20 protein-coding genes and 3 pseudogenes are annotated in these 25,484 nt (G+C 72.3%); 9 read left to right on the forward strand and 14 right to left on the reverse strand.

All coding sequences use genetic code 11. The features are described 5' to 3' along the window. Positions 1 to 30: 30 nt before the first annotated feature. From SM793_RS19440 to SM793_RS19450, 3 genes are read right to left on the reverse strand one after another with little or no spacing between them, the layout of a single operon-like run. A complete protein-coding gene (locus SM793_RS19440; protein WP_320439480.1) occupies positions 31 to 165 on the reverse strand; it encodes a hypothetical protein in 135 nt (44 codons plus the stop codon). Next, positions 162 to 395 (reverse strand): hypothetical protein, encoded by a 234-nt coding sequence (locus SM793_RS19445; RefSeq protein ID WP_320439481.1) that lies wholly within the window; start codon positions 393 to 395, stop codon positions 162 to 164. The genes SM793_RS19440 and SM793_RS19445 overlap by 4 nt, the downstream gene beginning before the upstream one ends. Further along, the gene (locus SM793_RS19450; RefSeq protein WP_320439482.1) at positions 392 to 760 is read right to left on the reverse strand and encodes an ATP-binding protein; all 369 of its coding nucleotides are present in this window, start codon (positions 758 to 760) and stop codon (positions 392 to 394) included. The genes SM793_RS19445 and SM793_RS19450 overlap by 4 nt, the downstream gene beginning before the upstream one ends. A 297-nt stretch (positions 761 to 1,057) precedes the next feature. On the opposite strand from SM793_RS19450, the gene SM793_RS19455 reads away from it, so the two are divergent. The 3 genes from SM793_RS19455 to SM793_RS19465 are packed head-to-tail and all read left to right on the forward strand — an operon-like array spanning position 1,058 to position 3,002. Next, positions 1,058 to 1,924 (forward strand): helix-turn-helix transcriptional regulator, encoded by an 867-nt coding sequence (locus SM793_RS19455; protein WP_320439483.1) that lies wholly within the window; start codon positions 1,058 to 1,060, stop codon positions 1,922 to 1,924. Continuing rightward, on the forward strand, positions 1,921 to 2,145 hold the full coding sequence (locus SM793_RS19460; RefSeq protein ID WP_320439484.1) for a DUF397 domain-containing protein: 225 nt from the start codon (positions 1,921 to 1,923) through the stop codon (positions 2,143 to 2,145). Before SM793_RS19455 ends, SM793_RS19460 begins: the two co-directional genes overlap by 4 nt. A gap of 32 nt (positions 2,146 to 2,177) precedes the next feature. Beyond that, a complete protein-coding gene (locus SM793_RS19465) occupies positions 2,178 to 3,002 on the forward strand; it encodes a class I SAM-dependent methyltransferase (RefSeq protein ID WP_320439485.1) in 825 nt (274 codons plus the stop codon). 579 nt (positions 3,003 to 3,581) lie between these two features. Here the strand turns inward: SM793_RS19465 and SM793_RS19470 are convergent. Continuing rightward, positions 3,582 to 4,190: a hypothetical protein gene (locus SM793_RS19470; RefSeq protein ID WP_320439486.1), complete on the reverse strand. Its 609-nt coding sequence runs from the start codon at positions 4,188 to 4,190 to the stop codon at positions 3,582 to 3,584. Positions 4,191 to 4,412: 222 nt separating this feature from the next. Further along, a pseudogene (locus SM793_RS19475) lies at positions 4,413 to 4,846 on the reverse strand (glycosyltransferase family 2 protein); the annotation flags it as partial. Positions 4,847 to 5,214: 368 nt separating this feature from the next. On the opposite strand from SM793_RS19475, the gene SM793_RS19480 reads away from it, so the two are divergent. Continuing rightward, positions 5,215 to 6,300 carry a UDP-N-acetylmuramate dehydrogenase gene (locus SM793_RS19480; protein WP_320439487.1) on the forward strand — a complete coding sequence of 362 codons (1,086 nt, stop codon included), beginning with the start codon at positions 5,215 to 5,217 and terminating at the stop codon, positions 6,298 to 6,300. 10 nt (positions 6,301 to 6,310) lie between these two features. Here the strand turns inward: SM793_RS19480 and SM793_RS19485 are convergent, their stop codons facing one another. Together SM793_RS19485 and SM793_RS19490 are read right to left on the reverse strand one after the other, a co-directional pair. Then, positions 6,311 to 7,312: a hypothetical protein gene (locus tag SM793_RS19485; RefSeq protein ID WP_320439488.1), complete on the reverse strand. Its 1,002-nt coding sequence runs from the start codon at positions 7,310 to 7,312 to the stop codon at positions 6,311 to 6,313. Positions 7,313 to 8,222: 910 nt separating this feature from the next. After that, entirely contained in the window at positions 8,223 to 8,972 is a 750-nt protein-coding gene (locus SM793_RS19490) for a dienelactone hydrolase family protein (protein WP_320439489.1), read from the reverse strand. A gap of 161 nt (positions 8,973 to 9,133) precedes the next feature. Here SM793_RS19490 and SM793_RS19495 point away from each other — a divergent pair, with 161 nt between their 5' ends. Then, on the forward strand, positions 9,134 to 10,039 hold the full coding sequence (locus SM793_RS19495; RefSeq protein ID WP_320439490.1) for a helix-turn-helix transcriptional regulator: 906 nt from the start codon (positions 9,134 to 9,136) through the stop codon (positions 10,037 to 10,039). Between the two features lie 49 nt (positions 10,040 to 10,088). On the opposite strand, the gene SM793_RS19500 is transcribed toward SM793_RS19495, so the two are convergent. Beyond that, entirely contained in the window at positions 10,089 to 11,819 is a 1,731-nt protein-coding gene (locus SM793_RS19500) for a serine/threonine-protein kinase (protein WP_320439491.1), read from the reverse strand. Next, positions 11,816 to 13,444 carry a serine/threonine-protein kinase gene (locus tag SM793_RS19505; protein WP_320439492.1) on the reverse strand — a complete coding sequence of 543 codons (1,629 nt, stop codon included), beginning with the start codon at positions 13,442 to 13,444 and terminating at the stop codon, positions 11,816 to 11,818. The genes SM793_RS19500 and SM793_RS19505 overlap by 4 nt, the downstream gene beginning before the upstream one ends. A 534-nt stretch (positions 13,445 to 13,978) precedes the next feature. Between SM793_RS19505 and SM793_RS19510 the strand changes: the two genes are divergently transcribed. After that, on the forward strand, positions 13,979 to 15,142 hold the full coding sequence (locus SM793_RS19510; protein WP_320439493.1) for a serine hydrolase domain-containing protein: 1,164 nt from the start codon (positions 13,979 to 13,981) through the stop codon (positions 15,140 to 15,142). Between the two features lie 69 nt (positions 15,143 to 15,211). Here SM793_RS19510 and SM793_RS19515 read toward each other — a convergent pair. Continuing rightward, a pseudogene (locus tag SM793_RS19515) lies at positions 15,212 to 15,934 on the reverse strand (putative Ig domain-containing protein); the annotation flags it as partial. A 210-nt stretch (positions 15,935 to 16,144) separates the two neighbouring features. Further along, positions 16,145 to 16,762 (reverse strand): annotated as a pseudogene (locus tag SM793_RS36470) (trypsin-like peptidase domain-containing protein); the annotation flags it as partial. Positions 16,763 to 17,110: 348 nt separating this feature from the next. Here SM793_RS36470 and SM793_RS19520 point away from each other — a divergent pair. Then, positions 17,111 to 17,677 (forward strand): Uma2 family endonuclease, encoded by a 567-nt coding sequence (locus SM793_RS19520; protein ID WP_320439494.1) that lies wholly within the window; start codon positions 17,111 to 17,113, stop codon positions 17,675 to 17,677. Between the two features lie 53 nt (positions 17,678 to 17,730). Here SM793_RS19520 and SM793_RS19525 read toward each other — a convergent pair whose 3' ends face one another. Beyond that, on the reverse strand, positions 17,731 to 18,540 hold the full coding sequence (locus SM793_RS19525; RefSeq protein WP_320439495.1) for a hypothetical protein: 810 nt from the start codon (positions 18,538 to 18,540) through the stop codon (positions 17,731 to 17,733). Between the two features lie 214 nt (positions 18,541 to 18,754). Further along, positions 18,755 to 19,759, reverse strand: a complete 1,005-nt coding sequence (locus SM793_RS19530) for a hypothetical protein (RefSeq protein WP_320439496.1) — start codon at positions 19,757 to 19,759, stop codon at positions 18,755 to 18,757. Positions 19,760 to 19,909: 150 nt separating this feature from the next. Here SM793_RS19530 and SM793_RS19535 point away from each other — a divergent pair, with 150 nt between their 5' ends. Next, entirely contained in the window at positions 19,910 to 21,034 is a 1,125-nt protein-coding gene (locus tag SM793_RS19535; protein WP_320439497.1) for an alpha/beta hydrolase, read from the forward strand. Positions 21,035 to 21,230: 196 nt separating this feature from the next. Continuing rightward, positions 21,231 to 23,780 carry a glycosyltransferase family 39 protein gene (locus SM793_RS19540; protein ID WP_320439498.1) on the forward strand — a complete coding sequence of 850 codons (2,550 nt, stop codon included), beginning with the start codon at positions 21,231 to 21,233 and terminating at the stop codon, positions 23,778 to 23,780. 52 nt (positions 23,781 to 23,832) lie between these two features. Here SM793_RS19540 and SM793_RS19545 read toward each other — a convergent pair whose 3' ends face one another. Beyond that, positions 23,833 to 25,425, reverse strand: a complete 1,593-nt coding sequence (locus tag SM793_RS19545) for an alpha/beta hydrolase (RefSeq protein ID WP_320439499.1) — start codon at positions 25,423 to 25,425, stop codon at positions 23,833 to 23,835. Positions 25,426 to 25,484: the final 59 nt, after the last annotated feature.

Genomic DNA, 25,484 nt, shown 5'->3' on the forward strand with positions numbered 1-25,484 from the left:
CCCGGACGGCCTCTGGTGGGTGCTGCGGGGTCAGTCGGAGGGCCCGTCCTCCTCCGGCCGCCCGGGCATCCGCCGGACGAGGGCGACGCCGAGAACGACGGTCGCCAGGGCGAGGAGGCCGAGGAAGGAGAGCGCGATCCCGACCAGCAGCCGGGTCGCGCTCACGGCCGGGCCTTCAACAGGGCGAGGAGGTTGAGGAGAGTGGCGGTCGGGGCGTTGCCGAACCGGACCAGCACCCGGCCGTCGACCACGCCTTCGGTGGAGGCCGAGGGCCAGACGATGCCGAGGGCCTTTCCGCGCTCGTGGAGTTCGAGCAGGAGAGCTTCCACCTCGCCCTCGGAGTAGGTGCGGATACGCGGGTCATGGGGCTCGATCGGCCCGTTGGCCGCGTTCACGCGGCGGCGTCCAGCTCGAACCAGATGGACTTCCCGGACCTGCGCGGGTCCGCCCCGAAGCGGTCGGTGAGCGAGCGCACGAGGTGCAGACCGCGCCCGGAGAGCGCGTAGGGGTCGTCCGCCGCTCTCTGCTCGGGCAGCTTCGGACACCCGTCCGCGACCGACACCCGGAGCACCCCGTCCAGGAGGACGACGACGACGAGCGGAGCCGGCGAACCCCCGTGCTTCCAGGCATTGACGAACAGTTCGCACAACGCCAGCTCGGCGTCGTCGGCCGTACCACCGGGCCACCCGGCGCGCACCAGCACCGCGCGCAACTCCTCGCGGGCGACGGACCAGTCGGGGGGCAGGGGGAGCGTGGACATACGGAGACCTCCGTAGGGGTGGAGTGGATTCCATCGAGCACCCGATGATCAATCAACTCGCTCTGATCACCGTGCAGCCATCACAGCGGCGCGCACAGCGACGATCGGCGATTGCCGACAGTGTGCGGCTCGTCACAATCAGCATGGGGCCTCGATGGCCAACTGCGCAACTCATCCAAGAATCTTGGATATATCCAAATCGAACACCAATCAGCGCTCCTACAGTGGCAGTTACCCGGTGGCGGAGGTGACCGCCACCGGGGCACACTGGTCCAGCGAGGCTCAGAGAGGGCGGGGATGGCCGCAGCAGCAGCAGGTCCAACAGTTCGACGGAGGCAGCTCGGTGCCGAACTGCGCCGCCGACGCGAGGAGGCCGGCCTCTCGCACGACGAGGTCGCCGAAGCGTTGACCGGCATGAGCCAGCCGAAGCTCTCCCGGATCGAGAATGGCCGCGGCGCCACCAAGGTCGACGATGTCAAGAAGCTCCTGGCGCTCTACAAGTGCGAGGACACGGACCTGGTTTCGGCCCTCGTCGATCTGGCCAAGAACGGCGCGCATCGCGGCATGTGGTGGCAGAGCTACGGCGCACACATCGGCCAGGCCCTCGGTGACCTGATCTCCCTCGAGGCCGGGGCGGCGTCCGTCCGCACCTACGAGGGCGCTTTCATCCCAGGTCTCCTCCAGACGCCTGCCTACGCGCGCGAGATCATCAAGAAGCTCAGCATGCGCCCGGACGTCAACATCGAAGCACTGGTCGATGTGCGCATGGCTCGCCAGAGTGCCCTGACCAGAGCAGAACCGCTCACTCTCTGGGCCGTGATCCACGAGGCGGCCATCCGCTCCGGCGTCGGAGGATCGAAGGTCATGGCCGAGCAGCTCGCACGGCTGGTGGACCGTGCGAGCCAGCCCAATATCACTATTCAGGTGATGCCGATCGGCGCTCCCGCCCATCACGGCATGGGCGGGGCCTTCACCATCCTCGGTTTTCCACAAAGGCAGGACCTCGATGTAGCACTCGTCGAGGGCACACTGAGCAACTTCTGGGTCGAGGATGCCGCCGATGTGGAGCAGTACGCGGCGAAGTTCGATGCCATCCGGGCCGATGCCCTGGGCTTGGACGACTCGCTCGCCATCATCACCGAACAGAGAGACAACATCACATGACGTTCATTCCGAACGCGGCAGCGCTCAATGTGACTTGGCGCAAGTCGTCCAGGAGCAACGAATCAACCAACTGCGTCGAGTTCGCATCCTCCGACGGCATGGTCTCCTACGTTCGTGACTCGAAGGACCCCTCCGGCCCGGCCCTGACACTCACCGCCGCCGCCCACGCCGCGTTCATCACCGCGGTCGCCAATGGCGAGTTCGACTTCGGTCTCTTCTGACCGCGCCGCCCCCACCCGCGAGGGACACCATGATGTCCTCCCCCGACCCCCTCGACATGACCCGCCGCCAGGTCTTCGGCAGCATCGCCGAGATATACGATGCGGCCCGCCCCGGCTACCCCGACGTCCTCGTCTCCGCCGTCCTGGACTACGCCGCCCTCGGCGACCGCCCGGCCCTCGAAGCCGGAGCCGGCACGGGCAAGGCCACCGTCCCCTTCGCCGCCGCCCTCACGACCCCGCTCACCTGCATAGAACCCGACGCCCGCATGGCCGAGGCCCTGCGCCGCAACACCGCGGCCCACCCCCATGTCCGCATCGAAGTGAGCAACTTCGAGGACTGGCAGCCCGGCGGCACCCGCTTCGGGCTCCTCTTCGCCGCGACCTCCTGGCACTGGATCGACCCGGCCCGCCGCTGGGACCTCGCCCACAACGTCCTCGCCCCGGGTGGAACCCTCGCCCTCTTCTGGAACCCCCTGGGCATCCGCGACCTGGACCTCCACGCCGCCCTCGCCGAGGTCGACCACCACCACGGACTCACCCACACGCCCCACGCCGTCCTCGCCTCCGCCTTCGGCGACACCCCGGGCCACTGGCCCGACATGCTCGGCCACTGGCCGGCCGTCGACTGCGCGAAGGACGACCGCTTCACCGACCTCCGCTCCCTCCGCTTCCGCGAGGAGGCCCACTACGAGGCGGCCGACTACATCGCCTACCTCTCCTCCCTCTCGATGTACGCCACCCTCCCCACCGACCACCGCACCCAGGCCCTCACCGACACCGCCACCGTCCTCAACACCCATGGCAATGGTGTCCCGGTCGAACGCATCCACGACCTCTTCCTCACCCGCCGCCGCTGACACCGGCTTCCCACCCCGGGCCGACGGGCCTCAACTGACCCCTCGTGTGCGGGGAGCAGTTCTTGATGGTCTCGGTGATCTGTCGGGCCTTGGGACCATCCCCACGGATGCGGGGAGCAGCCGACATCTGCTTTGTAAGAGCAGCGCTTTCGGGGACCATCCGCACGCGTGCGGGAGCAGACTTCCTCACCTGCAGCCCCAGCCGAAACGAGGGCCGAATCTCATCACTTCATGAAATCCCGACACTTTAGACCACTGCGGTAGCGCCCCCTGGACGCCACTCCCGTGCGAAGCCCCACCCACCCGGGGTTCACATCGCTCCCGACCTCCGCCCCTGTCCAAGCGCCACACCTGAAAGTCGGAGCCCCCGACTTCCTGTGCACTCCACCCATGCGCCTACCGCCTGTCGCCCGCCTTGCCAGAGCAGAGCAACTCGGCAGGGGCTGGAGTGCCCTGCGCAGGAAGTCGGCGCATCCGACTTCCTGCGCAGGCATCCAAAGCCCCCAATGCACCCGTCCGCGAAGCCGTTGGGCACCACACGGTGCCTGCCGGAGAATCGATCCTGGCAGGGCCGGGACCTCAGCCGTACGGGTTCCAGTCGCCGAACCGGGCGAGGAGGTGCAGGGTGTCGTCCTCGTTCAGGCCGAGTGCGGCGGCGGCCTCTTCGGGGCTCGCCTTCGCCCGCACGTCGTGGGCCGGCCAGTACCCGGCCCGGACGGCGGTCACCTCCAGCAGTCGGGCGGCTCTCACCGCCGCCAGAGGCGATTGTTGCGCCAGCTTCTCGATCTTCTCCGCGACAAGGCTCAGCAGGTCGGTGATGTCCTCCGGGACGGCAACAGCCGACTTCTCCACCGCGCTGGTGTGCCCGTCCCACCATTCCGTCTCGCATTCCTCCGCGAGGTCTCCAGCAGCTACCCGAAGGTCCTGGTCGCCGATCTGCTCCCAGTCGAGCGGATATTCGGTTCCGGTCCAGCCGCACGAGCACACGGCGCGCAGGGCGTGCGCCTTGGGGGTGAGGCCGAGGTGGCCGTCGTAGACGCTCCACTGCGAGGTGGTCTGCCCTCCCGCTCCGGACGACAGGGAGAAGAAGGCAGGCTGCGGGACTGTGCCGTCGGGCAGCAGTACGCCGATAGAGCCTTCGTGCGAGGACCCGAACTCGTCCGTGGTCCAGGTTTCCCGTTCAGCCATCGACGGCCCTCCATCGTCGGCCTGGTCAGCACGGCCGGTTCGCCGCACTTCGTGGACAACGATCCCGCAGCGGGCACCCGCGTACTGGCGGAACGCTGAAAGTCTTCTTATTCCCCGGACGGGGACACCCGGGCCGGTGGACCTCGCACCTGCATTACTTAAGGTCTTCGGGCCGGCACAGCAGCTGACCGTGCGCCCGGCCGATTGTCAGAAGATCGGCGGTCAGCCCAACCGCGCCATGCGGCGCACCGTGCTCCACCGCATCGGCCGCTGCGGCGGGCACGGCACCCGCCCCACCACGCCTCCAGCCCGTCCATCGGCGGGCGGCGCAGCAGGGTGTAGGCGATCCAGGAGGCGAGGTAGACCGGCAGCAGCGGTGCGGGCAGGTGCCGTTTCGCGAGCCAGACTCGGTTGCGGGCGGTCATGCGGTAGTAGGCGGCGTGGCGGGCGGGATCGGTGCGGGGGTGTTGGAGGACGATGTCGGCCCGGTAGTCGATGCTCCAGCCGGCGTCGAGGGCGCGCCGGGCGAAGTCGGTCTCCTCGTGGGCGTAGAAGAAGGGCGCGGGGAACAGGCCGACCTGGTCGATGACGCTCATGCGGACGGCGTGGCCGCCTCCGAGGAAGGTGGTGACCGGCCCGGACCGCATCGGATCGGACTACCCGCAATCGACCCGCCGGGGCGCGTCCGGGCCAGCCTGCCATGACGTCCAACCCCGCTGGTACCGAAAGCCGCTGGGTCCACCCGCAGGGGGACCGCCCTCGATCCACGGCGTCCATTACGGTGGCGCCGAAGCTTTCAACCGGCTTGTCCCTCAGTGGAGTTACCAGTGCCTGCGGCACTCGGCCACCCGCTGGGCCCTCGACCTCCGTTCGTACCTCGACTCCGGCCGCGCCAGGCAGCGGATGGCCGGCCTACGTGACAAGTTCGAGTGCTCCGACAGCTCTCTGGCGCGCGACGTCACGGACGAGATCGGCGCCGTCCTGGCCGAGTAGTCTGGCCTTCCGCACGCACCCGAGGAACCGAATGCACGTCCGCACCCAGGTCCCGCTGGCTCCGCTCACGACGCTCGGTATCGGCGGCAACGCCGCAGTTCTCGCCGAGCTGACCGACCCCGCCGACTTCCCCGACGTCGTCAACCTGGCACGTCGGGAGGGCGCTCGGCCTCTGGTCCTCGGCGGCGGCAGCAACATCCTCGTCGCCGACGCCGGATGCGGCGTGCCCGTCGTACGGATGGCCACTCAGGGCGCGGTGTTCGAGCGCGACGACGACGGCGAGGCGGTCACCGTCACCGTCCAGGCCGGCCAGTCGCTGCAGGACCTCGTCGAGGAGACCATCTCCAACGGCCTGACCGGCCTGGAGACGCTGATCGGCATCCCCGGCACCGTCGGCGCCACCCCGGTCCAGAACGTCGGTGCCTACGGGCAGGAAGTCGCCGACGTCCTCGTGCGCGTCACCGCCTGGGACTGGGCCACCGGCCGCGAGGTCACTCTCTCGGCCGAGAACTGCCGCCTGGGCCACCGCACCAGCATCTTCAAGCACTCCACCCGCTGGACGCTCCTCACGGTGACGTTCCGGCTGCGGCCGTCCGAGCTGAGTACCCCGATCACGTACGGGATGGTCGCCAGGGTCCTCGACGTCCCCAAGGGCACGCCGGTTCTCCTCGCCGAAGCGGCTGCCGCCGTGCTGACGGTGCGCCGCAGCAAGGGCATGGTCCTCGACCCCGGCGACAGTGACAACCGCAACGTCGGCAGCGTCTTCCTCAGCCCTGTCGTCGACGAGAAGGAGGCCGAGAACCTCCGGGCCGAGCAGGCGCCCGTGAACACCTTCCCCGACAGCCTGACCAGAGTCAGCGCCAGCTGGCTGGTCAAGGCCGCCGGGTTCACCCTCGGCCAGGCCATCGCCCCGGGCATCCGGATGTCGACCAAGCACTTCACGCTCGTCGCAGAAGGCCACGCCACCGCCCGCGAGTTCGCCGAGGCGGCCCGGGCGGTCGCCGAGGCCGTGAAGGAGACCACGGGAATCCAGCTGACTCCCGAGCCCGACCTCTTCGGCGACGAACCCGCCTACCTCCACCTCAAGCAGAGCGCGCTCGCCGCAGCGGCCGGCTGACGCGGCCGGGTCAGTGCGGACGGTTACCCAGCAGTGGTCGACCTGGGGGTCTGCTGGAAGGCGCGGTGCCCGGTGGCCGGTGCCCGACGGCGGTCAGTCCGGCGAGGTTGGCGCCGACGCTCTTCGCGGCGCGTAGCGCCGCGCGGGCCCGGGTGGCGCCGCAGCGAGTCGCGGCTTCGTCGGCTCCGGCGGTGGGCGTGCGGGTTCCGAGGCCCGCGCAGGGGCGGCAGATGCCGGGCCGGGGCACCGGGTCGTGGCACTTGGCGCACTCGGTGTAGCGGACCGCTGCCGGGCGCAGCGGGTCCGGAGCGGATGGCATCTTGCGCTCCAGCCGATTGCGGAGCACCGCTGTCGCGGAGTGCAGCGGCGTGGGCAGACCGGGCAGGACGGCGGCAGCCAGGTCGGCGTGAGTGGCGCCGCGCTCCAGCCACTGGACGACCAGGGGCGCGAGCGTGCGCGCCTCGGCTTCGCTCAGGTAGAGGCACGGCTCGGGCCGGATCACCCGGAACAGCATCCCGACAGCCTCACGGACCGATTCGTCCGGCACGGCCGGAGCTTCCCCGGCGTCTTGGCCGTCGTCCTCCCGGCCGGCCTCCCGGCCGTTCCCGGGCTCGGCGGGGAGGGAGGGTTCTTGGTACCGGTTACTTTCAAGAAGCGTGTCAGCACGACCGGCGGTCGCTTCACCGGAGCCCGAGCGGGTGGCACCCGGCGGCACCGCGAGCTGCGGGGTGTCGTAGACGTGCGTCTCGGTGCGGATCGTGCCGTCCGGCATCCGGATCTTCTCGACCCGGTAGAACCCGGCGCCGGTCAGCTCCTTGAGCGCCTTGCGGACCGCTCCGCGCCCCTGGGGGCTGGTGTCGGCCATGTGCCGGCCGTCCTCGCGCCAGCCGTCGGGTCGGGAGAGGAGATCCGCGAGCAGGCCGCGGGCGGTGTAGGACAGCTGCCGGTACTGCAGCATCGCGTTGGGCAGCACGGTGAAGTTGCGCACGTGGGCGCTACGATGAACACGCATCGGGAGTTGTCGCTCCTGGTGCCGGACCCCGGGGTGTTAGCGCACCGCCGGGGTCGCCTGTTTTCGGTTGGACTACGGAACGTAGCACACGCTCCGATCGGGAGATCGGCACAATCAACGAGCGATCAACATCGCGCCTCAAGTGGTCGAACGTGACCTGCGATCGTGCACAAGTGGCTGCTATGGAGGTCCACTTGGGCACGCCGGCGCCGCCGCAACTCTGCGGGCCGAGAGCTGTCGGCGTTCGATCGGCGGTGGGCGGTCCTGGACAGCTCTCCTCCCAGCCCGGCTGACCTGCGCGTCAGCCGGGCTGGGTCATGCCCGGTTCTCGCGACGAGCGCCCGCAGGGAGTTGCAGCCCCAGAGCCGGCCGGAGTGCTGATGACCAAGCCTGCGTGCACCGGCCTGAGAAGGGCTCAGCAATGGCCGCGGGCGAGAGCAATGTCCACCGGCAGTCCGTGATGTGCCCTTGCCGCTGGAAGAGCTAGCGATTCCAGCAGGCCAGCGTCGTCTGTTGGCGGTAGTCCGTGCAGTAGGGAGCATCCCCGCATGCGCGGGGAGCAGGCGACGGGCAGCGCGGCCGCGCAGGCGGCCTGGGGACCATCCCCGCATGCGCGGGGAGCAGCAAGATCGAAAAAGGCTCCGAACCATGATCGCGGGACCATCCCCGCATGCGCGGGGAGCAGAGTTCGTGACCTGCGCGTTCAGACGACGAGGAAGCCGGATTTCGCAACTTCTTGAGATTCGGACATCTGGCGCATACCCACCCCACCTTCACGACCTGCGAAACCCTCAGGAGCAACCGAAGCCTACGCCCCCAACTCAGGACCGCACCTTGCGGCCAGGTCGAACTACCCCGCCCGGCCCGCCGAGTTCGCCTCGGCGGGCCGGGCCTCGCCAACCCTCCTCCCTCACGCCGTCGAGGTGAGCGCCCGCACGCCGGTGAAGGCCAGCAGGCGGTGCCAGGCGTCCGTGCACGCGTCGCTCCAGTCCTCCGCGCTGTCGTCGAAGAACGAATGCGGGGCGCCCTCGTAGACCTTCATCTCGTACTCCTTGCCCGCCCGTTCGAGACCCCCGGTGAACTCCGCGAACTCCTCCCGCGTCGTCACCACGTCCTCTCCCGCCAGCAGCATCAGCAGCGGCGCCGTCAGCTGCTCCGTCCGGTCTCCGAAGAAGCGCGGCACCCCGTAGAAGCCCGCCGCGCCGGCCAGGCCGAGGTCGGCGGCGGCCAGGCGCCAGGAGTACGAGCCACCGAGGCAGAAGCCGACGCCGAACACCGGGTCGTCGCTCCACTCGCGCAGCTCGGTCAGCGCCGCCGCCGCGTCGGCCTCGACGTGGGCGGGTTCCAGCAGCGGCATGTGCACCGCCCAGTCGAAGTCGGCGTCCCGGGGGCTCAGGCCCGCCGAGCGGCCGTAGAAGTCGAAGGCCATCACGTGGAACCCGGCCTCGGCGAAGCGGCGGGCGAGGTCCTCGTAGAAGGGGTGCAGGCCGCGCCGGTCCGGCAGCAGCAGGATGCTGCGGCCGTTGGGGACCGACGGGGCCGCGCGGAAGGCGCTGAACCGGTTGCCGTCGGCCGCGGTGATCTCCGACCGGCCCTCCTCCGCGACCGTTCCGGTGACGACGGGGGCGGCGGGCGGGCGGCTGTCGGTGGGGTGGCACATGGGGTTGTCCCTAGGAATGTGGGGCGGTGCGGGAGCCGGCGGCTCCCCCGAACACGTCCCAGCCTGTCGGGGCCGCGCCCGCCGGCCCAGGCCCTGCTGTTACGGGTACTGCCAGGGCCACCCAGGGCACCGGTCATTCGGCACCGGTCATACTGGCCCGCATGGACGATCACCATGGTTTCGGGGACTTCCTCCAGGCCCGCCGGGCGCTGATCACCCCGCAGAGTGCCGGGCTGCGCGGCGGCGGACGGCGGCGGGTGCCGGGGCTGCGGCGCGAGGAGTTGGCGCAGTTGGCGGGGATCAGCGTCGAGTACTACCAGCGGTTGGAGCAGGGCCGGGCCAAGCACCCGTCCGACGAGGTCCTCGACGCCCTCGCCGAGGTCCTCCGCCTGGACCGGGTGGAACGCGAGCACCTGCACCGCCTCGCCCGTCCCGGCCGGAAGGACCGCCCCACCAGCGGGCCCGAACCGGACCGGGCGGTGGCGGCCCGCCCGGAGCTGGTGCGGCTGCTGGAGCACGTGCGGGTCCCGGCGATGGTGCTGAGCGACCGCCTGGACGTCCTCGCCCTGAACCCGGTCGCCAAGCGGCTGTTCGTCCACGGCGCGTCCGCCGCACCGGGCAGCTGGAACCTGGCCGTGTTCCTCTTCCTCGCCCCGGAGGCCCGGGAGTTCTACGTCGAGTGGGACCGGCTCGCCGCCGACACGGTGGGCCAGCTCCGCGCCACTGCCGGCCGCCACCCCGACGACCGTCGACTCGCCCTGCTGATCGACCGGTTCCGCGCGCAGAGCGACACCTTCCGCCGGCTCTGGTCCCGCGCGGACGTCGAGGTCCGCACCCACGGCACCAAGAGCTTCCGCCACCCGGCCGTGGGGACGCTCACGTTCAGCTACGAGACCCTCGACCTCTCCGGCCCGGAACGCCAGCGCCTGGTGACCCTCACCCCGGTCCCGAACGGCCCGACCGAGGCCGCCCTGCACCTCCTCACCACCTGGGCCACGGACTCCCCGGACTCCCCGGACTTCACGGACTCCACGGTCCCGCCCGCCCGCCAACGCCAGGACGCCTGAGCCACCCGGACCCGCGCACGGACACGGACCCGGACACGGACGCGGGCACTCAGTGCGGCATCGCCGCCAGCGCCGCGCGCGCGACCTCGGCCGCCTGCGCCTCGCAGCGTTCCGCCGGGTGCTCCGTCCCGCCCAGGCCCACCCAGAGCCAGACGTTGCCGTCCCGGACGGCGAGGACGCAGCTCTCACCCCGGCCGGGCGCGTCCCAGAACGCGTCGTCGCCCACGCCGATGCCGGGGGCGTTCCGCTTGCCCTCGGCGAAGTCGGAGAAGTCCTTCCGCTGCACCCGGGTGCCGTTGTCGCTGCCGGAGCTGCGCCGGATCTTCCAGGTCACGGTGGCGGCTGCGGTGTCGTCCTGGTAGCGGGCGCCGTCGGCCGCGAGGTACGAGCCGTACCAGTCGCACCGGGTCTCGGCGTAGGTGGTCTGTTCGAAGTAGCGGTCGTCCTCCGTCCGGCGCTGCTCGGTGGGCAGCGGCAGTTGTGGGGCCGCCTCCGAACAGATCGGCGCCTTGAGGTACTTGTCCGCGACGGCCGGACCGGTACCCGCCCCCTTGCCGCCCAGGTCGCGCAGCAGCAGGTATCCGCCGACACTGACACCGGCCAGCGCGAACACGGCGGCCACCCGGACGGCGGTCCGACGGGGACGCCGACGGGGCGGGGCGGGTGCGGGTGCGGGTACCGGTCCCGGCGTCGGCTCCGGTGCCGACGTGGCGTCGACGGCGCCGCCGGAACCCCCGGTGTCCGAACCACTGCCCGGCGCCGCATTCGGTACGGCGTCCAACGCGGTGCGCAGCGCGGTCGGTTCGGGCTGGACAACCGCGGCCGCGGGCGCTCCCGCACCCAGTACCAGGGTGCGGCCCGGATCGGCCAGCAGCCGGTCGACCTCCGCCTGCTGCGCGGTGATCATCGCGTGCACCGAGGCCGGCCACCGCCGGGCGGCCGGAGCGACCGGGCCGAGGAGTTCGAGCAGCCGGGCCGGAGTCGGCCGGGCGGCCGGGTCCTTGACCAGGCAGGCTTCCAGGAACGGCCGCGTGGCCGGCGCGACGCCGCCCAGGTCCGGCTCGCTGTGCACGACGTTGTACAGGGTCCGCAGGGCGGACGCCCCCTCGAACGGGCTGCGTCCGCTCAGCGCCAGCGCCAGGAGGGAGGCGAGCGAGAACACGTCGCTCGCCGGGGTCAGGGCCCGCCCCTCCGCCTGCTCGGGGGACATGAACGCGGGCGAACCGATCACCCCGCCGGTGTGGGTGAGTTCGGCGTCCTCCTCGACCGCCCGGGCGATCCCGAAGTCGATCACCCGCACGCCGTCCTCGGCGAGCAGCACGTTCCCCGGCTTGAGGTCGCGGTGGATGAGCCCCGCCCGGTGGATCTCCGCGAGGGCCGTCGCCAGGCCGACCGCCAGCCCGTGCACGGCGTCCGAGGGCAGCGGCCCGCCGGAGTCCACCGCGTCCGCCAGCGACGGGCCGACCACGAACACCGAGGCCAGCCAGGGCGTCACCGCCTCCACGTCGGCGTCCATCACGGCCGCCGTGTAGGCGCCGGACACCCGGCGGGAAGCGGCGACCTCGCGCCGAAACCTGGCGCGGAACGCGGCATCGGCGGCGAACCGCTCATGCACCTGCTTGACCGCCACCAGCCGCCCGTCCGGGCCCGCACCCAGCAGCACCCGGCCCATCCCGCCCCGGCCGAGCTCGGCCAGGACCCGGTACGGGCCGACCTCGGCCGGGTCCGACTCCCGGCGCGGCCGCATCGAGGCGCCCGAGAAGCCCGAGGGGCCTGTCACTTGAACGCCGGAGTCGTGGCGGACATGTCCGGGGAGGCGCCGTTCACCGTCACGTACTGCGCCAACTGCACCGCCGACGCGGCGAGCGCTTTGGTCGCCTCCTCGCACTGCCCCTTCGGGTAGGCGGCGCCCTTCACCGCGAGGAACACGTACAGGTTGACGTCCCGGACGTAGAACACGCAGTTGCTGTCGCCGTCGTCCAGGTACTTCGCCGGAAGCCAGAACGCCTCCTCCGCGAAGCCGGGGTCGGCCACGCGCGTGTGACCGCCGACGTAGAGGCCCTCGAAGTGCTCCTTCGCCCGCGCGGCACCGCTCACCCCGCCGGGCACGCTCGGGTGGACGTCCCAGACGATGCTGATCTCGTCACCGCTGCGGCTGTTCCACTGACAGGACTTCTCCGGGTACTTCCCGTAGCTGTCCTGGGCCTCCCACGTCCCGGGATTGCCCCACGGTGACGAGAACTCCGAGGGTGCCGCCACCCTGCGGGCGTCCACGCAGGTCGGCACCGCCGGCGCGTACTTGTCCTTGACCTGCGCGAGCGGCACGTTCCCGGGCGTGGGCACCGCCTCCGGGAACACGGACTCCAGATCCACCACCCCGGTGGCGACCAGCCCGCCCGCCACCCCGGCGAGCGCCAGCACCGTCGCGCCCACCGCCAGCGCGATCCGCCTGCCGCGCCGACGCGGCGGCGCGGGCACGGGCGCGGGCTGCGGGGCGGTCGGTGGCGGCGCGGACGCTGTCTCTCCGGACGCGGTCCGTGTGGACGCAGTCGGTGTCGACACGGGCTGCGCAACACTCCCCATCAACCGGGCGACCTCCGCCCGCTGCGCCGCAAGCAAGCCGTGCACCGCCTCGGGCCACGGGCGGGCCGCAGGCGCGATCCTTCCCAGCGCGGCGAGCACCGCCTGCGGGGTCGGCCGGGCCGCCGGATCCTTCGCCAGGCACGCCGCGACCAACGGCCGCAGGCCCACCGGCACCCCGCTCAGCTCGGGTTCGGCATGCAGAACGGCGAACAGGATCCGCGGCAACGACTCCCCGACGAACGCGGGACGACCGGCACAGGCCACCGCGAGCGTCGCACCGAGCGAGAACACGTCACTGGCGGGCGTCAGTTCACGACCCTCCACCTGCTCGGGCGACATGTAGCCGGGTGAGCCGATCATCGCGCCGGTGCGGGTCAGTTTGGTGTCCTGTCCCTCGGCCGCCCGGGCGATCCCGAAGTCGATCACCCGCACGCCGTCCTCGGCGAGCAGCACGTTGGAGGGCTTGAGGTCACGGTGGATCAGCCCGGCGCCGTGCACGTCGATCAGCGCCTGCACCAGCCCGGCCGCCAACCGGCGCGCCGACTCCTCCGGCAACGCCCCGACCACCCGCAACGCCTCGTTCAACGCCGGCCCCAGCACGAACTGCGAGGCCAACCAGGGCGTCTCGGCCTCCGGATCGGCGGCGATCACAGCCGCCGTGTACGCACCCGACACCCGCCGCGAAGCCTCCACCTCACGCCGGAAGCGCACCCGGAACCCGTCGTCCCCGGCGAACTCGGCGTGCACCTGCTTCACCGCCGCCGCCCGCCCGTCCGCCCCGACCCCCAGCAGCACCCGGCCCATCCCACCCTGCCCGAGCACCGCCAGCACCCTGAACGGCCCGACCTGAGCGGGACCGTACGGCCCTAGACCCTCCACGTTGACATGCCCCCCACCACCAGCATGCGACGGATCATACCGACACCCCCCACCACCAGCACCCCCAGCCCCAACCACCCGCGCAGCACATGACGCGCCGCTGGATGCCGAGGCCCGATTACGTGGGGGCCATCCCCGCGTGCGCGGGGAGCAGAGTTCCTGACCTGCGGGTCTATGCAGCGTCGGGGCCGGATCCTGCAACTTCTTCGGATTCGGTCATTTGGGACTCTCGAATGCGGAGCACAAACGCGTCACCCCAGCAGCGTACCGACACCGACCACGCTCCCGATCGTCCGGCGCCACCACGCCACTCGACGCTGCCCGCGCGATCCCGCACCCCAGGAAGTCGACGCCACCGACTTCCCGCGCAGGCGCCACTCCCCCAACCACTCTTCACCACAAGGGGGTTGTCCCCCGGACGGACACGGGGGATGGCCCGACCGCCGAACAGGCGTACACGCACGTAGCTTGGGCCGCATGAGGAAACACGCCTTACTCGCCGCCCTCGCCACCCTCGTCGGCGCCACGCTCCCGGCCGGGTCGGCCGCCGCTTCGGCGCGGCCCGCCTGCGGCAATCACCAGGCGCTGCAACATGCGTTGGACGGACTGACCGGCGAACACCGGCTGGCCGGCGCCGTCGTCGAGGTCGTCGATCCCCGCTGCGGCACGTGGGCCGGTGGGAGCGGTGTGGCCGATGTGCGGACCGGGCGGCCGGCGAGCGTCCGGGACCGGGTCCGCATCGGCAGTGTCACCAAGACCTTCACGGCCACCGTCGTCCTCCAACTCGCCGCCGAGGGCGAGCTGTCGCTCGACTCCACCGTGGAGGACCACCTGCCGGGCCTGGTCCGGAGCGGCGGCTACGACGGCCGTGCCATCACCGTCCGCCAACTCCTGCAACAGACGAGCGGGCTGCCGGACCACGCCGACGCGCTCGCCGACGCGGACGTCGACTGGCTGCGCCACCACCGGTTCGCGCCGCGGGACCTCGTCGACGCCGCGCTTCGCCTGCCGCGCCCCGGGCCCGGCTGGCACTACTCGACCACCAACTACGTCCTCGCGGGCCTCGTCGTCGAACACGTAACCGGGCGATCGGTCGAGGACGAGGTCACCCGGCGCATCATCGACCCGCTGCGCCTGCGCGACACCTACTGGCCGGGCATGGCGGAGGACATCCGCGGGCGCCACTCGCACAGCTACTTCACCACCGAGTACTTCACCGCCGAGCGCGACGGCGTGCCGGTCCGGGTCGACGGCACCCGCTGGAACACCTCGGCCGGAGGCGCGGGTGGTGCGCTGATCTCGACGCCCTCCGACGTCAACCGCTTCCTCGCCGCGCTCCTCGGTGGCCGGCTGCTGCCCGCCGAGCAGCTCGCCGAGATGCGCAGTACCGTGCCCGGCGATCCCGAGCGGCTCGGCAGTGAGGGCCGGTACGGGCTCGGCCTGATCACCGAACCCCTCTCCTGCGGCGGCATCTGGACCGGCCACACCGGCTCGACCAGGGCCGGCCACCACACCGTCACGGCGATGGCCCCCGACGGCAGGCGGGCAACGATCGCCATCAACGAATCCCCGACCACCGACGCTGCCGCCGACGCCGTCCTCGCCGCTCTCGACACCGCCCTCTGCCCGCCCCGGACGTAAGGAGGGGTGGCGCGGCCCCTCGGAGTGCGCTCCGAGGGGCCGCGCCGTCGTGTGGGTCCCGAGCGGACGTCAGCTGGTGGCGACGGACGTGTCGTCGATCACGAAGCTGGTCTGCAGCGAGGAGTCCTCGGTGCCGGTGAACTTGACCGTCACCGTCTGGCCCGCGTAGGCCGACAGGTCGAAGGTGCGCAGCTGGTAGCCCGCCGCCGCGTCGGCGTTGGAGTAGGTCTTCAGCGTGGTGCCGTTGGCCTGGACCGTCAGCTTGTCGTACGCCGTGGTGCCGGACTCGGCGGTGTCGATGTGCAGGTAGAAGCTCAGGGTCGCCTTGCAGCCGGTCGGGACGGTGACCGTCTGCGAGAGGCTGTCGGTGTGGGTGGAGCCGTAGCCGTTCAGCCACGACTTCCAGCTGCCGCCGTGCGCGGCCTGCGAGGACGAGTTGTCGACGACGCCGCTGGAGGCGGTCCACGGCGCGGCCGTGCCCGTCTCGAAGCCCGCGTTGCCGAGCAGCTGCGCCGGGGTGCAGGTGCCGCCACCGCCGCCGGAGACCACCCAGGTGAAGCTGGTGCTACCGGTCTTGGCCGCCGCGTCCTTCGCCGTCACGGTGACGTTGTAGGTGCCCGCCGTGCTCGCGGTGCCGCTGATGACACCGGTGGAGGCGTTGATCGACAGACCGGCCGGCAGGCCCGTCGCCGAGTAGGTGTACGGGGTCGAACCGCCGCTCGCCGTGATCCGGACGTTCGCCGAACCGCCCACCGCCGTCGACTGGTCGCCCGGGTTGGCGACCGAGACGGAGCCGCTGCCCGCGGGCTTCGTCAGCAGGCAGCCGCTGACGTTGAGGTCGATGACCCGGCCGTTGCCCAGGCAGGTGGTGAACCAGTAGGTCTCCTGGCCGTAACTCTGGCCCTGGTGCACCGTGGTGGTGCCGTCGGCGGCGACCTCGCACGGGTTGTTGAGGGTGCACATCTGGCCGTCGTCGTTGCCGGTGTTGTTGATGCCGACGACCTTGCGCGTGGCGGCGTCGACGATCGGCGAACCGGAGGTGCCGTGGGTGGTGTTGCAGCCGGAGCTGTAGCGGATCGAGTCGCGCCAGCTCCAGGCGTCCTCGCGCAGGTCGGTGAAGCCGTTGACGGAGCAGTTCCAGGTCTGCTTCCAGTAGGACGACGGTATGTACATCGCCGAACCGTCGACCGGGTGGGTGTCGTTGATGGTCAGCGCAGTGGCACCGAACTTCGAGGTGATCGACCCGAAGGTGTCGGTGAGCTGGTACAGCGCGACGTCCGTGCCGGTCATCGTCGCGTACAGCACCTTGTCGGCCTGCACGGTGCCGAGCGAGCCGCCGGAGGCGTTGAGCAGGGTGCCGCTGCGGCTGGCGGTCTGGTTCTGGATGACCTGGCCGGCCGGCGGCATGGTCGGCAGGCAGTGGCCGTTGGTGAGCATCAGGGCCCGGTCGGCGTCGACCGACGAGGGGTAACGCACCAGCGAGGCCGAGCAGTTGCTCAGCGCGATGGTGGACGCAAGGTCACCGGCCTGTGCCGCCTGCGCGGGGGCGACTGCCACGGAGGTGAGGACTCCGGCGATGACAGCGCTCGCGGCGGACGCGGCGGCAAGTCTCTTGAGCATGGCTCTCCTTGTGGGGGATGCGGGGCGTACGACCGGTTGCGGACGCCCGCGCCGCACGAAAGTGCCATGGTCACCTCAATCGGTCAACCGATCGGGCAGAAGTCACACCCGCGAATCCACCCGAGTCACCATCAACCGGTCGGCTGACGCGACCGGGTGAATGTCCGCCGGGCGGCAGGATGCTCCGGCCCCGGGCCGGCTTCCCCCTAGGCCGGCCACGATCGCGGCCGGCCCGACGGACAGCCCGACGGGCAGCGCGACGAACGGCCTGAGGAACGGCCTGAGGAACGGCCCGACGAACGGCCCGACGGACAGCCGCGCCGGGAAGGCGGAGAAGTGGAGCGCAGCGTGAGTGCCGCGCAGGCGAGGCCCGGCGACTACAGCCAGGTACCCAACCCCGAGCACGCCCTGAAGTACGCCGTCCGACACATCGCGGGTGAGCGGGTCGAGATCGTCGAAGGGGTCATCACACCGGTGTCGCCGTCCTGGGCCCGCGAGAGTGCCGTCGACCTTGTCCGGGAGCAGCTCGGCCCCCGCCTGCGGGAGCTGGGGCTCCGGGCCGGGTCGGGAAACCTGGACCTCCCCGGAACGGAGGACTTCTACGTCCCCGACCTCGCCGTGGTGCCCGCGGGGTTGGCCAAGACCGAAGGGGCGCTGGTGCCGGACCAGACCCTCCTGGTGGTCGAGGTGACGTCCCCGTCCAACGCGGAGACGGACCGGACGGCCAAGCGGCGCCGTTACTCGCAGTACGGAGCGCCGGTCCACCTGCTGGTGGACCGTCAGGAACGGACGTGCACGCTGTTCTCCCAGCCGGGACAGCTCGGCTACACGCTCGTCGAGGGGCCGCACCCGTTCGGGGTGGAGGTGCGGCTTCCGGAGCCGCTAAACGTCGTGCTGGACACAACCGAGTTCTGACGGTGCCGGGGATGCCCCCGGCCACGGCCCGATCGGCGCAGCCGGGGCGGCCGTCAGTGCAGGTCGAGGACCGGGCGGGCGGAGAGGCAGTCGACGAGGTCCTCGCCCTCCTCGCCGTAGACGAGGGCCGCGAGGTCGGGGTGGCGGTTGGCCGTGGCGAGCGGGAGCCAGGACAGGAAGGTGCCGTAGCCGCCGCAGACGGACTCGCCGCCGTCGCCGCCGTGGATCAGGCCGGGCTCGGCGGTGATCTCGGAGCGGTAGGTGTCGTGCGCGATGAGCAGGCCGAAGGCGTTCGGCCCGGCCTGCGGGCCGGTGTCGTCGCCGTACGGGAGGCGGTCGAGCGGGCAGTCGTCGCCCCAGCGGAACAGGGTGTCGGCGCCGGCGCCGCAGGCGTGCTCCCACTCGTCGGACGTCGGCAGCCGGAGGCCCTCGCGGGCCAGGACGGCCGGCATGTCGGCGGGTGCCTCCTCGATCGGCTCGTCCTCGACGGCCATGAGCAGCGTCGGCACGGTGGCCGTCCGGCGCGGGCTGAGCACCCGGGCGAGGTGGGCGTGCGGGTCCTCGTCGCCGAAGCCCTGGTCGACGCTCTCCTCCCGGTAGCCGGCGAGGAGTTCGGCGGACGGCCGCCAGGCCGCCGCGTCGAAGCCGACGGTGACCCGCCCGCCCGGTATCAGCGCGAACATCCGCCCGCCCCGCTCGACCAGCACCCGGTGCAGCGGGGCCCCCAGGTGCTCTACCGTATCGACCCGCTCGATCCGCCCGCCCGCGCCGTCGGCGGCCTGGGCGGCGATGCGGGTGGCGGCGGCGAGGTCGAGCCGGCGCCAGGCGGCGAAGGTGAGGGCGGCGAGCGGTTCGGGGGCCATGACGGGAGTCTGGCACGGGCCACTGACAATCGACCGGGAGTGGACGGCACCCCGGGCACCGCACGCCCGACGGCTCCCGACGCCCGACGGCTCCCGATGCCCCACGGCTCCCGACGCCCCACCGCTCCCGACGCCCTCCGGCGCCCAGGACCCGCAGCACGTCGAGCACCGGGCCCGCCCAGGACCCGGCGCGCGGGTCCTGGGCGGCCGGGCGCTACGGCTGCGGGAAGCTCTGCTCGTCCACGTCGCTGGTCTTCGCGTTGCCGCCGACCTTCGCGGTCAGCGTGATCGACCAGATCGAGTAGGTCTTGCCGGTCTCGAAGACCATCGTCTCGTCGAACTTCGTGTAGCTGCAGTCCTGGGTGAACATCTTGAGCGACGGGTCCCAGTCGATGCCGTCGGAGAAGAACACGTCGTACGTGCCGTCCTCGATGCCCTTGATCGAGGCCTTCTTGCCCTTGCCGACGTACAGCGAGTGGACGGCCTTGCCGGTCTTGGAGAGCGAGACGACGGAGTCGGTGCTGCCCTCGGTGTTGTCGATGTTCAGCTCGCCCTCGCCGCGCAGCTTGCCCTTGGTGACGAAGGCGCCGTTGTCGAGCGCCCGGGTCTGCGGCTGCGGGGTCTGCGGGACGGTGAAGTTGGTGGTGTAGCCCGCGGCGGTCATCTCGGCGAGGGCGCCGGGGATGGCCTTGAGGCCCTCCGAGAGGCCGACCTGGGCGAAGGCGGAGCCGGTGGTGCAGTAGGTCTTCGCCTTGATGTCGGTACGGATCTTGCTCAGGTCGGTGGCGAGCTGCGAGAGCGCCGTCACCAGTTGGCGCTTGGTGGTGCCGACACCGACCGGGGTGGTGCTCAGTCCGAGGCCGCTGCTCGCGGAGTTGGCGGCGCCGGCCGCCTCCTGGAGGCCGGCCATGAAGCCGGTCAGGTCGGAGGCGGGGTTGATCTTGCCGAGCGCGGTGCTGACCGGGTCGACGTAGCCGGCCAGGACCGGCCCGTACGGCGTCGGCGTCGGGGTCGGCGTGGGTGTCGGCGTGTAGGTCGGCGCGGGCAGCGCGCTGAAGCCGTCCGACGGGCTCGACGCCGCCGAACCGCCGCCGCTGCCCGATCCGCCGCCGCTGCCCCCGGAGCAGGCAGCCAGCAGCAGCGCGGCGCCGGCCGCCGCGCCGACCTTGATGAAGGACCTCATGGCGTTCCCCCGGATGTTCTCTCGGTGCTCTCTCATGCACACTCCGTGCAGTCGGCTCGTCCCCGCCGACATGATCCCGACCCGACAATAGGCGGTCAACAGGGCGCACTTGCAGCGCCCCGAAGCATATATGGGGCGCGTAAGGGGGCGCGCGGAGGGGCGGACCGGGTCAACTACGATCGACAGGTGCTCAGCCTCACGGGACTCCCCCTCCAGATCATCGCCGCCGTGCTCGCGGTCGGCGTCTTCGCCGCCACGATGTGGCTCTGGCCGAGGTTCGGCGGACACGGCTGGAAGGCCTGGACGGGGCGGATCGGCGCCTTCCTCGCCACCCAGCTCGCGGTGCTCGTCGCGATGGGGCTGATCGCCAACGGCTACTTCGGCTTCTACAGCTCCTGGAGCGACCTGCTCGGCACCAACGGCAAGCCCGGCACGGTCGTCGACCACCAGCCGAACGCGGCCGCCACCCTCTCCGTCACCGGGGAGAAGAACATGTACTCGGCACAGGGCTCGGCCCGCGACCGCTCCGGGCTGATCCAGGAGGTCTCGGTCCGCGGGGCGCGGAGCGGTCTGAGCAGCGACGCCTTCGTCTACCTCCCGCCGCAGTACTTCCAGCCCGAGTACGCGCAGAGCAAGTTCCCGATGGCCCTGGTGCTGGCCGGGTACCCGGGCTCGGCGGAGAAGCTCGTCACGCTGATGCAGTACCCGGCCTCCGCCCTCACCGCCATCGAGGAGAAGAAGCTGCCGCCGACCGTCCTGGTGCTGATGCGCCCGACCCTGGTCGGCAACCGCGACACCGAGTGCATGGACGTCCCCGGCGGGCCGCAGGTCGAGACCTTCTTCACCAGCGACCTGCCCAAGGCGCTGTCCTCCGGCTACCGGATCGGCACGGACCCGGCCAACCGCGCCGTGATCGGCAACTCCACCGGCGGCTACTGCGCCCTCAAGTTCGCGCTGCGCAAGCCGGACGCGTACCGGTCCGCGATCTCGCTCTCCGGCTACTACACCGCGCCGGTCGACGAGACCACCGGCGACCTGTTCGCGGGCAACGACCGGCTGAAGCAGGAGAACGACCTGGTCTGGCGGCTGCGGAACAAGCCCGCCGAGCCGGTCGCGCTGCTGCTCGCCACCAGCTACGACGAGAACAACTACGAGGGCACCCAGGCCATGGTCGGCGCGTTCAAGGCGCCGACCAAGCTGTCCACCATCACCCTCGACACCGGCGGCCACAACTTCCACACCTGGACCAGGGAGATCCCGCCCGCGCTGGAGTGGCTCGGCAAGCACCTGACGGTGCCCCAGCCGGCGTAACGGCACCCCGGCCGGCGTAACGGCACCCCGGCCGGCGTACGGAGCACCCCGGTCGGCGCAACGGCACCCCGGTCGGGCGCAGAGCACCCCGGTCGGCGCATCCGCACCGGCCCGCCGACCACGCGCGCCGAGGATCACAGACGGCTCAAACCCGCGTCTCACCGTTCTCTCAGCCGGGCGCCCGAGCGTAGCGCCCATGACCACGACCAGCCTCACCCCGCCGGCCGGCGAGCCCTGGCCGGAGGCCGGGGACTTCCCGCCCCCGCTGCTGCCGCCCGCCCCCGCGCCGGAGGGGGCGGCACCCGGGCGGACCGCCCACCCGCCGCTGTTCCCGGAGTTCCCGCTGCCGCCCACCGGCCCCAAGGGCCCGGCCTCCTGGGCCGGACGGCTGCGCACCCTCCCGGCCCGGGCCTGGCGGGGACGCCCGGAGGACCCGCCCCGGATCCGGCCCTCGCTGCTCGCCCTGCTGGCCGCCACCGCCGTCCTCTACCTCTGGGGACTGTCCGCCTCCGGCTGGGCCAACTCCTTCTACTCCGCGGCCGCCCAGGCGGGCAGCCAGAGCTGGAAGGCCTTCTTCTACGGCTCCTCGGACGCCGGGAACTTCATCACCGTCGACAAGCCCCCGCTGGCCCTGTGGCCGATGGCGCTCTCGGCCCGGGTCTTCGGGCTGTCCTCCTGGTCGGTGCTGGCCCCGCAGGCGCTGATGGCCGTCGGCACGGTCGCCACCCTGTACGCGACGGTGCGCCGGCGCTTCTCGCCGCTCGCCGGACTGCTGGCCGGCCTCGCCTTCGCGCTGACGCCGGTGGCGGCGCTGATGTTCCGCTTCAACAACCCGGACGCGCTGCTGGTCCTGCTGCTCACCCTGGCCGCCTACGGGCTGGTGCGGGCGATCGAGGCGGCGGGCACCCGGTGGCTGGTGTTCACCGGGGTGATGCTCGGTCTGGCCTTCCTCACCAAGACCCTCCAGGCGTTCCTGGTACTGCCCGCCTTCGTGCTGGTCTACCTGGTGGTAGCGCCGACCGGGCTGGGGCGGCGGGTGCGGCAACTACTGGCCGGCGGCCTGGCGATGGCGGTCGCGGGCGGCTGGTGGGTCGCGGTCGTCGAACTGGTGCCGGCGTCGGCGCGCCCGTACATCGGCGGCTCGCAGGACAACAGCTTCCTCTCCCTCACCTTCGGCTACAACGGCCTGGGGCGGCTCAACGGCGACGAGACCGGCAGCGTCGGCGGCGGCGGCCGGGGCCGCCTCCCGGCCGGCGTCGAGACGGTCTTCGGCAACGGCCCGGGCGGCGCGCCCGCCGGAGCGCCGCCCGGTGGGATGCCCGCAGGGATGCGCGGCGGTGGCGGCTGGGGCGAGACCGGCATCACCCGGCTGTTCGACGGCGACATCGGCGGGCAGATCGCCTGGCTGCTGCCCGCCGCGCTGATCCTGCTGCTGCTCGGCCTGTGGGCGACCCGGCGGCACGCCCGGACGGACACCGCGCGCGCGGCCTTCCTGGTCTGGGGCGGCTGGCTCCTCTGCACCGCGCTGACCTTCAGCTTCATGTCCGGGATCTTCCACCAGTACTACACGGTGGCGCTGGCCCCGGCGGTCGCCGCACTGGTCGGCATGGGCGTGGACGGGCTGTGGCGGGCCCGGCACCGGCTGCCGTACGCGGCGGTGCTGGCGGCCACGCTCGCCGTGACGGCGGGGTGGGCGTACGTGCTGCTCGGGCGGAGCGCCGACTTCCAGCCGTGGCTGCGTCCGGCGGTACTGGCCGGCGGGCTGCTCGCGGCGGTGGCGCTGCTGGTGGCCGGCCCGCTGGGGGCACGGCTCGCGGCCGGTGCCCCGACGAACGGCGCCGGGGCCGGTGCTCCGGCGAACGGTGCTGGGGCCGGTGCCCCGACGGACGCCGGCACCGGTACCCCGGCCGACGGGCGTGCCGGGGCGCGGCGGATCGCCGGCCGGGTGACCGCCGTGGCGGGCCTGGTGGGCGCGGCGGCGGCGCTGGGCGGTCCGGCGGCGTACGCGCTGGAGACGGTCGGCACCCCGCACCAGGGCTCGATCGTGCTGGCCGGGCCCTCGGTGGCGGGCGGCTTCGGCCCCGGCGGCATGCGGGGGCGCGGTGCGGGCGGCGACGGGCCGGCGCTGTGGCTCGACGGCCGAACGGTGACACCCCAGCAGGGCGGCGGCCAGAACGGCGGCCCGGGCGGTGGCCAGGCCGTCCCCGGCTCCCCGCAGCAGGACGGCGGCCGGGGCACCGGCCGGGTCCCGAACGGCAATGGCAACGGCAGCACCCAGGGCCCGGGGCCGTACCTCGTCATCGGCGGCCCCGGCGGGATGAACGGGCTGCTGAACGGGGCCCAGGTGAGCGAGGAGGCGGCAGCCTTGCTGGCGCAGGACGCCGACCGCTACCGCTGGGCCGCCGCGACCTCCGGTTCGCAGAACGCCGCGAGCTACCAACTCGCCTCCGGGGTCCCGGTGATGGCTCTCGGTGGCTTCAACAGCAGCGACCCGTCGCTCAGCCTGGACGCCTTCCGGCAGTACGTGCGGGAGGGCAAGGTGCACTGGTTCATCGGCGGCGGCTCCCGCCGCGGCGTCGGCGGAGAGACGGCCGGGGTGAACGTGGTGAACGGCGCGAACGGCCCCGGCGGCGAGTCCTCGCAGTCGGACACCGCCAAGATCGAGGAGTGGGTGGAGGCGCACTACCCCGCCCGCACCGTCGGCGGGTCGACGTTCTACGACCTGACCCGGCCGCCCACCTCCTGACCGGCGGACCTCCTGACCGGCCGACCCGGTGCCCCGCCGCCGGGTCGGCCCGCTACCCCCGGTCGCTCGCGCAGCGCGTCCCGGCGGCCGGCACCGTGCCGTCGACCAGGTAGGCGCCCACCGCCGCCCGGACACAGGCGCTGTGCCCGTAGCCGGTGTGGCCCTCGCCCTCGCGGGTGAGCAGCACCGCGTTGCCCAGCTGGGCGACCAGCTGCTGGGCGTTGGCGTACGAGGTCGCCGCGTCGCCGGTGGAGCCGACCACCACGATCGGCGTCGCGGCCTTCGAAACGATCGGGTGCGCCTTCTCCGGCGAACGGAACGGCCAGTTCCGGCAGTCCGGGTCGAACAGCGCCGCCGCCGGCTCGTGCCGGCTGATCAGCGGGGCCCTGGCGGCCATCCGGGCGTAGGCGTCCCGCAGCGCGTCCCCGGTCGGGACGTCGGTGGCCCCGTCGGCGCAGTAGATCGCCGTGTAGGCGTCGGCGGCGGCGCCGTAACGGCCGTCCCCGCCACGCTTGTTGTAGGAGTCGGTGTAGGCGAGCAGATAGTCGCCGTCGCCCCGGTCCACGGCCCGGCCGATGGCGGCGGCCAGGCCGTCCCAGCCGCCCTCGTCGCCGTAGAGGGCGTCCATCACGCCCGACCAGGCGGCGGCGGAGGTGAGGACCCGGCCGCCGGTGGTGGTGAGCGGCTTCCGCTCGAGCCCGTCGAGGAAGTCGGCGGCCCGCCCGGCCGCCTTGTCCTGGTCCGTGCCGAACGGGCACTGCGGCTGCCGGGCGCAGTGGGCGGCGAAGGCCCGCAGCGAGCGGTCGAAGCCCGCGTACTGCTCGATGTTGGTCTCGGCGATCGGTTTGGCCGGGTCGATCGCGCCGTCCAGCACGAGCCGGCCGACCCGGTCCGGGAACTCCTCGGCGTAGAGGCTGCCCAGGTAGGTGCCGTAGGACAGGCCGAGGTAGCTGAGCTTCCGGTCGCCGAGCGCGGCGCGCAGCACGTCCATGTCGCGCGCGGTGTCGCGGGTGCCGAGGTGTTCCAGCAGCTTGCCGTACTTGGCCCGGCAGGCGTCCGCGAGCAGCTTGCCGTGCTCCGGCCCGGGGTTGTCGGTGGTGAGCCAGTTGTCCCGGGTCCGGTCGTCCAGGCAGTTGACGGGGGCGGTGCGGCCGGTGGCCCGGGGGTCGAAGCCCACGATGTCGTAGTGGTCGCGCAGCGGACCGTCGTAGCCGCGCTGGCTGCCGAGGACGGCGTCGACACCGCTGTTGCCCGGCCCGCCCGGATTGACCAGGAGCGAACCGGCCCGCTGCGCGGGCTTGGCGGCGCCGACCCGGGCCACCGCCACGTCGAGGGTGGCGCCGGACGGGTCGGCGTAGTCCAGCGGCACCTTGAGGGTCGCGCACCGCACCGACGCCGGGTCGACCCCCTCGGTCCTGGGAGCGTCCTCGCAGGCCGCCCAGGAGAGCTTCTGGCCGTAGAACGGCCGCAGCGCCGGGTCCGGGGCCGACTGCTCGGCCTCGGCCGCCGTGACGCCCGCCGCACCGGCGACGCTCCCCGGACCGGCGGAGCCCGCACCGGTGGAGCCGCCCCCGCCGGTACAGGCCGCCAGCAGCACCGCCGCGGCGACGGCGGGCAGGGCACGTCGCGAGAGCCGGGTCGTCATCGAGTCCACTGCACACGAATATCACCCGACGATCACCCCGCCGACGGCGCCCCGCCCTC

Origin of the sequence: Kitasatospora purpeofusca (genome assembly GCF_034043715.1) — a bacterium.
In the GTDB taxonomy this organism is placed as follows: domain Bacteria; phylum Actinomycetota; class Actinomycetes; order Streptomycetales; family Streptomycetaceae; genus Kitasatospora; species Kitasatospora purpeofusca_A.